Genomic DNA, 13,348 nt, shown 5'->3' with positions numbered 1-13,348 from the left:
AAAGTACCATCCTTACTTAAAGAGGGTATATATCACATATTTATATTTAGAAAAGCTATGATAAAAACTCATTAGCCTTTTGTAATCCTTCAATTATCTCAAGGTTTTGTGGACATATTCCCTCGCATTTCCCACATTCTATACATTCTATTGGACTTACACTTTCCTTTAGATAATCTTTATATTGAACTTTACTTTTTTTACTCTCGTCATATAGATAAGCATTATTCCAAAGAGAGAAAACTTTTGGTATGTTTATATCTACTGTGCAAGGTAGACAATATTCACAAGCAGTACATCCTATTTGCTCTTTTGATTTATAGATTTGGCGAGCTTGGTAAAAATTTATATCTTCTTTAGATAAGGAATTACAATCAACAGAACTAGCCATATCAAGGTTCTCTTTTACCTGATTAATATCATTCATACCACTTAAAACAGTCATAACATTGTCTAGACTTAGAGGAAATTTCAAGGCTTCTTGAGCTGGACTTAAGTCTGTGAAGTCTTTTAATAAAGCTACTATTTCTTCAGGTGGCTTTGCTAAGCGTCCTCCTTTAATTGGCTCCATTATAATAACCGGTATTTCCATATCTTTTGCAAGTTTATATCCTTTTAGTCCGGCTTGGTAATTTATATCTAGATAATTTAGCTGCATTTGACAAAAGTCCCAAGAATAAGATTTTATAATTTTTTCAAAGGAAGAATATTCATCATGGAAAGAAAATCCAACATGTTTGACAAATCCTTTTTCCTTAATTTCATTGAAGAAGTAAAATACACCTAGTTCAACCATATCATTAAATCTTTTGATATCTAAAGAATGTAGTAGATAGAAATCAAGATGATCAGTTCTAAGATTTGCTAGTTGCTCATTTAATAATTTATAAAAATCTTTCTTTTTTATCGATTTATCATTATTTATAATGATTTTAGCATAAGTTATTTTATTTTAAAATAATGAATATTATATTGTAGGTGTAATTATAAAATTATAGATAAAAAACAACCCTAATTCTACAAGTTGAATATGGGTTGATTTTTTATTAATCAAATATTTCTTTTAAGGACTTATAAGTGCTAATTCTATTATCAATGCCGAAAATAGGAGCAAAGCAAAGTATTTCGTCTATATAAAATTCTTCTATTTCTTTTTCTAGAATATCAGCTACTTCTTGCTTTGATCCTTTGATTAAGAAATTATTGTCATAGCCTTTTTTTAGTATTGCTTGTTCATTTAGGCTAAAATGATAATCTTTAAGCTCTTCAGGATCAATTATACCTTTAAATTTACCATTATTTTGTTGAATGTGGAAATACTCAAAAGATTTTCCTAAGTATTCGAGTTCGTCTCTATCATCACTAATTAATATTTTGTAGGACATAGAAATATATGGCTTGTCAGCATATATAGATGGTTTAAATTCAGACCTATATTGCTTAAATACTTCTGCAGGTGTTTCAACTAGAAAAAATTTAGCGAAAGAGTATGGTAATCCCCACTCAGCAGCTTTAGGTGCAGATTTTCCTGTAGACCCTAATATCCGTGGGTTAACTAAAGATTCGTTATATCTTGGTACAGCCTTTACAAATCTATAAATGGGATCTTTTGGTTTCTCATCTTGTAAGTAATCAAGTATAACTTCAATTTCATCATATAAGTCAGGAGATTTATCCTCGAACTTATGATTTAAAGCTCTTGTTTCTGCAACTCCACATCCTGGGGCACGACCAATGCCTAGGTCAATTCTGCCTGGAGCAAGTTCTGCCATAGTTTTAAATATTTCTGCCACCTTAAGTGGCGAATAGTGCATTATCATGCATCCACCAGCACCTATATTCATATGTTTAGTAATAGATAGAAAGTAGCTAGATATTATCTCAGGTGCAACTGCTAGTAAACTTTTATATCCGTGGTGTTCTGCAAACCAATATCTGTCGTAACCAAGTTTATCTAATTCATGTACTAATTTTTTAGTATCTTCGAAGAATTCTTGATTTGTTTTATCATTTTGTTTTAACATTAAATCATGAACCCCTAATTTCATATTTACCTCCATTAGAATAATTAATTTAATATTAGAATGATTATACCAGAATACATTAATAATTCAGTAATAAAATTTGATATAATTTTAATATTCTTATATTTTAAGTATAAAATGATGTATAATAATTATAACGGGAAAACATTTCTATATAAAAGTGCTTTACCACTAATTTATTTAAGATGATATAATTATCTTGTAATTACAAAGCGATTATAGCAATTATTATTAATAATAAAAGGGATTAAATATGAAAGATTTTACTTCACAGGAAAATTTTATTGATCAATTAAATAACAAAGTTAATTCAACAAGAAGTTCACTTGTTGGAGAAAAATTCAATATCATTAGTATGATGGGTGAAGTTAAGTATGAGGTTGAGGTTAAAAAACTTATAGGACTTGGAGGTTCATCTTTGGTATATGAGGTAGCAGTTGATGATACATATCCGCCTATAAAAAAGATGATAATGAAAGAATTCTATCCAGCTTACGATGAGAACTATATAGAAGCTATCAGAAGTCCTTACAATAAGTTAGAATTATATTTTGATGCAATAGATAAAAAATACAGGAAAAGAATCAAGATAGATCGAGATAAATTTATTGATGCCTATAATAAACATATAAGAATCCTTGACATGGATCCTTATCTTGAAGATAAGATAGTTAAACCTTACAGGGTAGAGATTGATAAATCTTATTTATACTCACTTTATGAAGTAGATACTGCAACAAGTGTCGATAAATACTATAATTTAGATCTAGTAAGGATTGTAGATATTCTAATTCAAACAGCAGATATTCTAATCCATCTTCATAAAAATGACATCATTTATATGGATTTAAAGCCTGCTAATATACTCTATGACTATAATAATAGCAAGGTTAAATTATTTGACTTTGATGCAGCTATTGACCTCAATGAGCTTGAATATATAAATGAATTTTCTATGCCAAGTGAAAGAGCCTTTATTCCTCCTGAAATTAGATACATTACGAATATTGACAAAAGAAAAGAATTTTTTATAACTGAAGAAATAGATACATATATGCTAGGAGCTACATTCTTTACATTAATAATGGGCAGATATCCTACTAATTTAGAAAATGAGGATATGGAGTTTCTTGCTAGAAATGTAAGAGATGAGCTTAGCAATAAGTCAAATAAGATTTTAGTAAATAAGTATGCTGTAGAGGAAATTATAAAATTATTACAGGAAACTTTACCTATACGTAGATATATAAGTGTAGAAGAGTTTAAAAATAGACTCATCAAGATAGAAAACAACTTAAGATTTAGAAATAATGAGGACTTTTCTAATATATTATCCGCAGTATATTTTTTAGACTATAATAGACTTTATAATTATATAATTGAGAAAGATGATTTAAAAAGTATTGATGTTGCAATTGTGGGCAACAATGACCTTTCTAGAATATTTTTTAGCTTTATATTCTCAACTGTAATAATAAAAGATGTAGATCTTAATATTAATTTATACGATAAAAATCCTAAAAAGTTTTATAAGCAGATGCTTAATGAAAATCCATTATTAGCTCAAAGTACAGAAATAAAGCTAAATGGAAGGATTGTAAATAATAATATAAATACAGATATCACTGATAAACCGTACGCTTATATTAACTTCAAATCTTATAAAGAAAGAATAGAAGAATCTTATATTCTAATATTAGATGATACGGGTTATGATTATAGCAGAATGGGTGATGTCTTGTATGAAGAGTTTAGATTAGATAATCAAAAAAGAGTTATTCTTAATTATTCAAGAAATAATCATAGAGTGGATATTAGACAAGAAAAAAATATATCCTATTATAATTTTGACTTAGCTTCAACTTCTACATTCAAAAATAGGAAATTTAATGATAAGTTATTAGAAGAGGCTTTTGATATTTATAGACTCCACGTAATTGTAAATAAAGGTGAGCGAGTTGATTATGATGATATATGGAAAGAATTTTTAGAAGAAAACTTTTATAACCTAAAGACCTCTTTAAGAGTGGCCTTATCTATGGAATATTACCTATTTATGGCTGGAATAGAAGATGATGATCAAGCACCACTTAATTTCTATAAAATGCTTTTGCGAGCAAAAAACAATACTGATGAAATAAATATTAGAGATATATTAGCGGATAGCGAACACCATTCTTGGAATAGATTTATGATATCTCAAGGATATAGAATTCCTACTACTGTTGAGCTTAACTCCTATGCTTATGTAGATCAAAAAGGTTATGCTGACTATCAAAATAAGTTTCATCCTTTAATAACTAATAGTAATGCTGGATTGCGAAAAAAAGGCTATATTGATAAGTTAACTGAAGTTTCAAATCATATAGACAAATTAATTGTAGAAAAAACTATTTATAAAGAAGATCAGGTAAAATTTAGATTATTAAATGTTTTAAACAACACGCTACGGGATGATAATGATTTCTTAAGAAGATTAAGACCATTATGGATTAAGTTTGTTAATCTATCTTATAAAATTATAGAAAATGAGCTTTACGCTAATAACTCATTAAATGTTTTGACTTATGAGATAGAAGAGATATTATATGAAGCTAGTCCTGATTTAAAGACTTTAAGTAATGATTATATTCAAATAAAAAGTGATCTAGATTTAATTATTAGGAGGAATAAAGAATTAGATATTAAACTAATAGATTATATGATTATTGATTCTATTCCTTTGATATCATCTGAGAAAATTAAGACTATTTATAAACCTTTTATAGATGATGATGAAAATTTATGGGCTAATATCATAGCAACTATCAAATTTTATCCAGAAAAACTTATATTTTTAAGTGATAAGCCTGTAGATAGTAAGAAAATAGATAGAATTGAAAGCTTTTTGAAAAATAAAAGACTACAAAAGTATATATATATTGAAGTCATTACTTATGATCAACTCCAATATTATAATAAGGAAAATTCAGTTGTAGACCTGACCTTAAATAGTCATCTAGATGGTAAAAGACCTGAGCTTATGGATATAGATTATATAGAATATATTGGATCAAATAATTGGTTCGGAAACTATAAAGCTTTAGAATTCTATAGTATGAAAAGTTCCCTTACTGTGGAAGAAACTTTCTTTTTAAATAATGCTATGGTATACGAGAGTCCAAGCATATCTAATATAACAAGATTAATAAAACATTATCCTAGGTTATGGCAAGCATATATAAATATGGATTCAAATGATTGGCAAAATTTTGTAGAAGCTATAAAATATAGCCGTAATCTATGCATTCTAAATCTTGATAAGTTTGAAAGAGAAGATGAGCATAGCTTATTAGAAGTTGGTGATTTTAAATTCAGAAGATATGACACTAAGAAATATAAGAGTTTAAAGCATCTTCTAGATGAACTGATTAAGGAAGATATACTAATAGAATATGAATTTCCGGCAAATCCTGGTTATCTAAGGCTTCATTCTTATAATGATGATTTATCAAGAAACCTTGGCGAATTTATATCAAAAAATATGTGGGAATATAATGAGGGTTTTGATCTAGTAAAGACACAGTTATTAGAAAAAAACTATGAATACAGTTATTTAATAGTTTCGAATAAGTTAAGTTTTCAATATAAGTATAAAGTTGACAACCCTAAAGAATTTGCTAATAGAGTTAATAAAATTATGCTAGATATCGATAAATCAGATGGTGGAAATTCTATTAGAATTTTTAACAAAATCGAAAATTCCCCTTATGTAAAAAGTGGTGATGATTTTGTTTTATTCCGTTATGAATATGGTGATCTTTCATTTAGGGAATTTTTTAACGGATATGAAGATAAAGGAAGTATGCTTAGAGTGTATACATATTTTGAACTTATTAAATATGCTGATTTCTTTGATGAAATCAAGATAAGAGTTAATCTTAGATGGAAGGCTTATGATGATTATAGAGAGGATAGTAAAGCTATAGAGAATATCTTAGATATAGTATGTACTAAAGGTTTTTCTACAATAATTATATCTACCGTTGAAAATAATATAAATAGTGAAGATCTATATGAAATTAATAATCATACTAAACAATTTGGTATGGATGCTAAACCAGTGCTCATATCTTCAAACTCAAATGACGATACTTCCCATATCAAGATGCTAGCATCTGCAGCAGGCGTGTATTTCATAGATAGGGATATGATAAAAAATAATGGAGTAGGTAAATATATAAAGAATATAGCTAGTGGTAAAAAGAACTGGCAAGATATTTAAATATTATATAAGATTTTAAAAGAGCTGTTGGAGAATGAATAAATCTTTCCCAAATTATTAGAAGAAGCTCTACGGAAATTTTGCCTCCATGAGAGCAGTCTATGTAAAAAAATTTCCTAAGAGAATTTTCTAATGATGGGACGGGTTATTCATAATTTTGTAACAGCCCTTCTATTTATTTTAAATTAGATTAATTTTTTAACTTCTTCAAGAGCTTTATCAAAGTCAACTTCATTAGTAACTTCTGGAACATATTCTACATAAGCTACTTTGCCATCTTTATCAACTACAACAACGCCTCGAGCTAAAAGTTTATTTTCATCCATTAAGAAGCCAAATTTTTCACCAAACTCACGATTTTGATAATCTGAAATCATAATTGTATTTTCAATGTCTTCGTTAGAACAGAATCTAGCTTGAGCAAAAGGTAGGTCTTCTGTAATTGTAACTACATTTACTCCATCAAGACTAGCTGCTTCTTTGTTAAATCTTTTTGCTTGTAAAGCACATACGCTAGTATCAAGAGAAGGTGCTACAGAATAAATTACGATTTTACCTTCGTAATCAGTACTGCTCCATTCGCTTAAATCGTTTTTTGTTGCTTTAAATGCAGGAGCACTATCTCCAACCTTAATTTCTTGACCTAATAAGTTTACTTTATTTCCCCCAAATGTTATATCCATAATAATTCCTCCTAATTTAATCCTATTTACTTTTAAATTATACCCCAAGATTACAAAAGTATAACCTAATCAGATAATTTTGCCATAAAATTATTAGCCATAAGCTGACTTGCTTGGATAATTGATCTTATATCATTATTTAAGATATCCGTAGACCCTGCCCACATACCAGAAAGGTATATATTATTCATTATTCCATATTTTTTATTAATAAGATTATATGATGGATAGGCAACTTTGATGTATTTGCCATCTACATCTGCTTCTATAAATTTATGATCGTAGAGATTATTAAGCAGAGTATCTTTTTTGATAGCTTTAACAAGTTCTTTTTCAAATCCTTGAGCATTTATTAATAAATCTATTTCTATATCTTTATTATTTTTTCTTTTTACTATAAAATTATCCTTATCTGTTACAATTATTTCGTTAGTTTCTTTGATTATTTTTATACTTTGCTTATCATAATTACTTATCAAATCCTTCATAGTAGCAGTAGGAGTTTTGGTTATAAGAAAGTCTATTTTATGGACGTAATTATCATCTGCATAAGCTTTATCTAAGCCACTTAAACTGTTATATAATTTAGCAGCGACATACCAAAATTCCATTAAATAATTTTGTGTAAAAGCTAAAGATCTATCATTTTCTTCTAAGGCTAGCTTATATTTTTTTATATCTGTATCTTTATATCTTTCGTATACTTTATTAAAATCATAGCCATACCTTTTAAAATCATTATTAAACGTATTTTTAATAGTATAAAGATCAATAAAACCTTTATCATTGATATGTTCATCTATCCAACTATCATCTATAGAGCATATTTTTCTTTCATATTTATAAGGTATTTCTACTACTGGAAAAGATGATGACTTTGTGAAAAAATATATAGGTTTGTTTAGCTTATACTTTCTTTTGATAAATCTATAGATATCTATAGAAGTTGGTCCAGCTCCTATGATTCCAATAGAAGTATCCATATTTATCCGATCAATAACTAAGTTTTCTTTTAGAGGATAAGGATTATAAATGAATTTATCTTTACTCTTTAGTTTATAATCGTCCTTATAATGAGATTGTCCTATTGATAAGAATATAGTATCAAAACTTTCTTCGTAATCTCTAATATTTGTTTTTATCTTGTATTTGTTATTAATTTCATTTAAATCTATAACTTCTTCATGATGAATATGTATATTTTTTCTATCTAAGTAAGTATCAAAAGTATCTTTAATATATTTTCCATATACTTTACGAGGAAGCATAGATTCTATTTTACAACTATATTTATCATTATTTAAGATCCAATTATTTATATGATCTGGATTATGCAAGTCTAAGGACATATATGATTCATCAACATTTAATAATTTATATTTAGTATCATTTTCATATGCTAGTCCTACACCTAGCTCTTTCCTAGGTTCAAATATATGTAAGTTTATATTATTATGATAATTTGGGTGATCTATAATCGTTTTTAGTATGTAGATGCCACCTATTCCACAACCAATTATAGCTACGTTCATAATTTCCTCCTGTAAAATACTGTTACAAATTATTACCCATTTAAGAGAGAATTGCTAGCTCATAACTCATGAAAGTATTATTTTGTGAAAAATCACATCTAAAAAATATTTTTAAATAATACACACAAATACCTAATATCCAACGTTTATTGACAATGATAACAAATGATAATAATATATTAGTAAAGATAAATACGTTTTCAAAGGAGGGGAATATTATGATGGAAAAAATCCAGAAATTTGGTGGAGCTATGTTCACGCCAGTAATGCTATTTGCAGTTTCAGCTTTACTAATAGGATTTGGAACCTTATTTACTACTGAAGCAATTATGGGGCCAGTTGCTTCAGAAGGTACAATTTGGTTTGGTATTTGGGATATGATTCTATCAGGTGCATGGGTTGTATTTAATCAATTGCCATTATTATTTGCAATTGCCCTACCTATAGGTTTGGCAAAAAACAAAATGCTCGTGCAAGCATGGAAGCTTTTGTAATATATTTAGTATTTTTAAACTATGTATCTACAATACTAAAGCACTGGGGGCCAACTTTTGGTGTGGACTTTAGCCAAGAAGTGGGTGGTGCAAGTGGACTTGCTATGATAGCAAACATAAAAACCCTTGATATGGGTATGATGGGTGCTCTAGTTATTTCAGGCATAGCTATTTGGATACATAATAGATACTTTGATAAAAGGCTTCCCGAAGCTCTAGGGGTCTTCAAAGGATCAGCCTTTGTGCTTGGAGTTGGATTTATAATGATGATTCCTGTAGCATTTCTTGCGGTTCTAATCTGGCCAAAAATTCAACATGGAATGGCTTCGTTTAGAAGCGTAATTCTTAATTCGGGAACATGGGGAGTTGGAATCTTTGTTCTTTTAGAAAGACTTTTAATTCCGTTTGGTCTTCACCACTTATTATATGCTCCAATGTTTTATGATAGTTTGGTTGTACCTGGTGGCATCTATGCTTATTGGGCACAAAATTTACCACAAATTGCAGCTGCTACTGGCTCTCTTAAGGAAATTGCTCCTTATGCTCAACTTACAGCTACAGGTTGGTCAAAGATATTTGGATGTGTGGGTGTCGCCTTAGCTTTCTATAAGACAGCGCTTCCGGAAAATAAAAAGAAGATTGCTGGTCTTATGATACCAGTAGCACTCACTGCAGTCTTAAGTGGCGTTACAGAGCCTATAGAATTTACTTTTCTTTTTATAGCACCGCAACTTTTTGTGGTACATGCAGTACTTGCATCTATTCTATCGATGATTATGAATGCCTTTGGAGTAGTAGGAATATTTTCTGGTGGGGTTATAGAAATGGCATCCTTAAACTGGATACCACTTGCAGCTAATCATTGGAAAACATATGTGATAATGTTAGTTATTGGCCTGGTTGCTATAGTAGTTTGGTATTTTGTCTTTACTTTTTTAATAGAAAAGTTTGACTTTAAAACACCAGGAAGAACTGCTGATAAAGATTCAGCTAAACTATATTCTAAAAAAGAATACAGGGAAAGAAATAAAAAAGAAACTGAGACAACTTCAATAGAAGCTAGTGGAGATAAGACTGTAGTTAAAGAAAAAAATAAAAAAGCTGGTGCTGATAAATTTAAAACTATGGCCGATGAAATTTTAATAGGTCTTGGTGGTCCAGATAACATCAAGGACTTCACAAACTGTGTGACAAGACTTAGGGTGAATGTCAAAGACCCTAGCCTAGTAGAAAGTGATGACTACTTTAAAGAAATAGGAACTTATGGTACCGCCAAAAACGGTAATTCTGTCCATGTAATTGTAGGAATGGATATCCAATATGTTGCAGATGCATTTGGAGAAATCTTAGAGGAAAACGAATAAGTAAGAAAGTTAACAAAAAGAAAAAGGAGAAAATTATGGCTAACAAATATTCAATCGTGATCGCAGGTGGTGGATCAACATTTACACCAGGAATAATTGGGATGTTACTAGATAACTTAGATAAGTTTCCGATCAGATCTATCAAGTTATATGATAACGATGAAGATCGCCAAGCAAAAATTGGTGGGGCAATGGAAATTATACTTAAGGAAAGACATCCAGAAATTGATTTCTTATATACTACAGATCCTAAAGAAGGATTCACTGATGTAGATTTTGTTCTAGCTCAACTTAGAGTTGGTAAATATGAAATGCGTGATAAGGATGAAAAAATCCCTCTAAAACATGGTGTATTTGGACAAGAAACAACTGGTCCTGGTGGAATAGCTTATGGTATGAGGTCAATAGGTGGAGTACTTGAAATCATTGATTATATGGAAAAGTATTCACCAGATGCTTGGATGCTAAATTATTCAAACCCAGCTGCTATAGTAGCGGAAGCAACAAGAAGACTTAGACCTGATTCAAAAGTAATCAATATCTGTGATATGCCAATCGACCTTATGTATAAGATGGCAGATATGGTAGGACTTAAGGAATGGCAAGAACTAGATTTTTCGTATTATGGACTAAATCACTTTGGATGGTTTACAGCGATAAATGATAAAGAGGGTAATGACCTATTACCACAAATTAAAGAACACGTAAGTAAAACAGGATTTGCTGATGGTATAGGAAGCGGACAACACGTGGAAGAATCTTGGATGGAAACATTTACTAAGGCAAAAGATGTATATGCTCTAGATCCAGAAACAATACCAAACACTTATTTAAAATACTATTTCTATCCAGATTTTGTACTAGAACATACAGATCCTGAACATACAAGAGTAGATGAAGTGCGTGGGCATAGAGAAAAAGACGTATTTTCTATGTGTCAAAAAATAATAGAGGCTGGAACAGCAAAAGATATTGAAATCGAGCTAGATGCCCATGCTACTTATATAGTAGATCTTGCACGTGCACTAGCAGAAAATACAAAAGAAAGATTCTTACTAATAGTTCCAAATGATGGAGCGGTACCAAACTTTGATCCAACAGCAATGGTGGAAATCCCATGCCTAGTAGGTAAAGATGGATTTGAGAAAATTAACCAAGGATATATCCCACAATTCCAAAAAGGACTTATGGAACAACAAGTATCGGTTGAAAAACTAGTAGTAGAAGCTTGGATTGAACATTCTTATCTAAAATTATGGCAAGCATTGACATTATCAAGCACAGTGCCTTCTGCAAAAGTGGCCAAAGCAATTTTAGATGATCTCATAAAAGCAAACAAAGAATACTGGCCGGAACTTAACTAATCTGGCTAATAGCAATAAACACCGTTTAATGTATAATTTATATATTAAACGGTGTTTTATATTGAGGTGATATATTATAGATATTTCTAATTTATTAAAAGAAAATGAAGGAAAATTAAGCAATACTGATATAACAATAGCTAATGAAATTTCAAAAAATGGATTAGGTCTTGATATATCTATAAATGACTTTGCTTCTAGATGCTTTACATCAAGAACTAGTGTTTTAAGATTTGCCAAAAAACTTGGTTTTTCAGGATATAGTGAACTTAAATATTATATCAATAACAATAAAAAAGACTCATATTTTCAAGCTGACGAAAGTCTAGGAGGGATATATAAAAAAATAAAATCCTGTGATAGGATCTTTATATATGGTAATGGAGGTTATGAAAAAATAATTAAATTTACTATAAAAATGTATCTTCAGGAGATGGGAGTTTTAGCTGAGACTTATAGTGGTGGTGAGGAGATAAGCGCTTTTACAGAGAAAATGCTTAAAAATAGTGGTGTATTTATAGTGGATTTTGGTAATGACGTTTATAGTAAACAACTCATGTTTAAGATAGCTAGTATTGATTGTCTAAAGATAGTAATAGGTAAGACTTATGATAGAGCAAGCAATGTGGATTATAATATGTATTTTTCTGATAATTATGATGGAGTAAGGCTAATGAGTTCTTATGTTAAAGCTTTAGAAGAACTATTTAAATTTTATAGAAAGGCTAATGATGATACTAACTGATTTAGTAAGTGAAAATTACGATAAATTAAGCAAGAACGATCTTAAAATATACTCTTATATTATGCTTGATAAAGATAGGTTTCTATCGCTTAATATTAATCAGCTAGCTGATACTCTTGAACTTGTTCCATCATCTATAGTAAGCTTTGCAAAAAAGATTAGCCTTGATGGTTATAGCGAACTAAGATATATAGTCAAATGGTCTAATACAAAAGAAAGTAAATTTGATGATAATGAAATAGAATATACAAAAAATGATCTGCTTTTAACAATGACTATGATGATTTCTTTAAACCTCTCAGACTTATTTAAAGATTTAGAAAAGGCAGAGCATATATATGCTATAGCAAGCGGATATACCCAAAAAAATGCGGCTGATGAACTAAAAAGAAACTTTCTAACAGTTGATAAGATGGTTTATGTTATAGATAAAGAAAGCCCTGATGTAATTATTGAAAAAATACATAAAAATGATGTTATCTTTGCCTTTAGTTTAAGTGGTGAAAATAATGAAATGATTAATTTTCTAAAGAATCTAAAGACTAAACCTGTACTAGCGTCCATTACAAAACTTTCTAATAATAGCCTTGCTCAAATGTCTACTTACAATATTCCGTTTGTAACTCATGAGGTTTTTGAATACGAAAGTAGGACTAATATTTCACCTATATCTCAGTTTTACGTGGTGATAGATTTTATCATACTTAAATATTTATCCTATAAAGAAAACAAAGATAGTAAATGATTTTCCTAAAATCTATATTTGAAACAATAAAGCTTAAAATTACAAGTTTTATTTGACTTTTAAAATAAATCATAGTAGAATATTTAAGGATTGGCATAAGTTTGCCAATTTA

The 13,348-nt window shown here is 29.3% G+C and carries 10 protein-coding genes and 1 pseudogene; 7 read left to right on the top strand and 4 right to left on the bottom strand.

The window, feature by feature from the left end; all coding sequences use genetic code 11:
• Nucleotides 1–55: 55 nt before the first annotated feature.
• Nucleotides 56–907, bottom strand: coding sequence for an aldo/keto reductase (locus ABXG81_RS06890; RefSeq protein WP_353529250.1), 852 nt, complete (start codon nt 905–907; stop codon nt 56–58).
• 139 nt (nt 908–1,046) lie between these two features.
• Nucleotides 1,047–2,048, bottom strand: coding sequence for an MsnO8 family LLM class oxidoreductase (locus ABXG81_RS06885; protein WP_353528627.1), 1,002 nt, complete (start codon nt 2,046–2,048; stop codon nt 1,047–1,049).
• 250 nt (nt 2,049–2,298) lie between these two features.
• On the opposite strand from ABXG81_RS06885, the gene ABXG81_RS06880 reads away from it, so the two are divergent.
• Nucleotides 2,299–6,309: a hypothetical protein gene (locus ABXG81_RS06880; protein ID WP_353528626.1), complete on the top strand. Its 4,011-nt coding sequence runs from the start codon at nt 2,299–2,301 to the stop codon at nt 6,307–6,309.
• A gap of 185 nt (nt 6,310–6,494) precedes the next feature.
• On the opposite strand, the gene tpx is transcribed toward ABXG81_RS06880, so the two are convergent.
• Nucleotides 6,495–6,992, bottom strand: coding sequence for a thiol peroxidase (gene tpx, locus ABXG81_RS06875; protein WP_209814651.1), 498 nt, complete (start codon nt 6,990–6,992; stop codon nt 6,495–6,497).
• 65 nt (nt 6,993–7,057) lie between these two features.
• Nucleotides 7,058–8,524, bottom strand: coding sequence for an FAD/NAD(P)-binding protein (locus ABXG81_RS06870; RefSeq protein WP_353528625.1), 1,467 nt, complete (start codon nt 8,522–8,524; stop codon nt 7,058–7,060).
• Nucleotides 8,525–8,742: 218 nt separating this feature from the next.
• Between ABXG81_RS06870 and ABXG81_RS06865 the strand changes: the two genes are divergently transcribed.
• The 6 genes and pseudogenes from ABXG81_RS06865 to ABXG81_RS06840 all read left to right on the top strand — a co-directional run bounded on the left by ABXG81_RS06865 (nt 8,743) and on the right by ABXG81_RS06840 (nt 13,236).
• On the top strand, nt 8,743–9,018 hold the full coding sequence (locus ABXG81_RS06865) for a PTS mannitol transporter subunit IIABC (protein WP_353528624.1): 276 nt from the start codon (nt 8,743–8,745) through the stop codon (nt 9,016–9,018).
• Nucleotides 8,937–10,382, top strand: coding sequence for a PTS transporter subunit EIIC (locus tag ABXG81_RS06860; protein WP_353529249.1), 1,446 nt, complete (start codon nt 8,937–8,939; stop codon nt 10,380–10,382). The genes ABXG81_RS06865 and ABXG81_RS06860 overlap by 82 nt, the downstream gene beginning before the upstream one ends.
• Nucleotides 10,383–10,417: 35 nt before the next feature.
• On the top strand, nt 10,418–11,746 hold the full coding sequence (locus ABXG81_RS06855; protein ID WP_353528623.1) for a 6-phospho-alpha-glucosidase: 1,329 nt from the start codon (nt 10,418–10,420) through the stop codon (nt 11,744–11,746).
• A gap of 73 nt (nt 11,747–11,819) precedes the next feature.
• A pseudogene (locus ABXG81_RS06850) lies at nt 11,820–12,020 on the top strand (MurR/RpiR family transcriptional regulator); the annotation flags it as partial.
• 159 nt (nt 12,021–12,179) lie between these two features.
• Nucleotides 12,180–12,491, top strand: coding sequence for a hypothetical protein (locus tag ABXG81_RS06845; protein WP_245325750.1), 312 nt, complete (start codon nt 12,180–12,182; stop codon nt 12,489–12,491).
• The gene (locus tag ABXG81_RS06840; protein ID WP_245325749.1) at nt 12,475–13,236 is read left to right on the top strand and encodes a MurR/RpiR family transcriptional regulator; all 762 of its coding nucleotides are present in this window, start codon (nt 12,475–12,477) and stop codon (nt 13,234–13,236) included. Before ABXG81_RS06845 ends, ABXG81_RS06840 begins: the two co-directional genes overlap by 17 nt.
• The last annotated feature ends 112 nt before the right edge of the window (nt 13,237–13,348 follow it).

The sequence above is a fragment of the Anaerococcus nagyae genome (genome assembly GCF_040364225.1).
Lineage (GTDB): Bacteria > Bacillota > Clostridia > Tissierellales > Peptoniphilaceae > Anaerococcus > Anaerococcus nagyae.
The sequence above is the reverse complement of the archived record's forward strand: the minus strand, read 5'-3'. Positions and strand labels throughout refer to the sequence as shown.

What these genes read in the sequence shown, in the direction of transcription:
- ABXG81_RS06845 (WP_245325750.1), top strand. Translation starts at nt 12,180, where the DNA reads ATGGGAGTTTTAGCTGAGACTTATAGTGGTGGTGAGGAGATAAGCGCT.
- ABXG81_RS06870 (WP_353528625.1), bottom strand. Translation starts at nt 8,524, where the DNA reads ATGAACGTAGCTATAATTGGTTGTGGAATAGGTGGCATCTACATACTA.
- ABXG81_RS06880 (WP_353528626.1), top strand. Translation starts at nt 2,299, where the DNA reads ATGAAAGATTTTACTTCACAGGAAAATTTTATTGATCAATTAAATAAC.
- ABXG81_RS06855 (WP_353528623.1), top strand. Translation starts at nt 10,418, where the DNA reads ATGGCTAACAAATATTCAATCGTGATCGCAGGTGGTGGATCAACATTT.
- ABXG81_RS06865 (WP_353528624.1), top strand. Translation starts at nt 8,743, where the DNA reads ATGATGGAAAAAATCCAGAAATTTGGTGGAGCTATGTTCACGCCAGTA.
- ABXG81_RS06840 (WP_245325749.1), top strand. Translation starts at nt 12,475, where the DNA reads ATGATGATACTAACTGATTTAGTAAGTGAAAATTACGATAAATTAAGC.
- ABXG81_RS06885 (WP_353528627.1), bottom strand. Translation starts at nt 2,048, where the DNA reads ATGAAATTAGGGGTTCATGATTTAATGTTAAAACAAAATGATAAAACA.
- tpx (WP_209814651.1), bottom strand. Translation starts at nt 6,992, where the DNA reads ATGGATATAACATTTGGGGGAAATAAAGTAAACTTATTAGGTCAAGAA.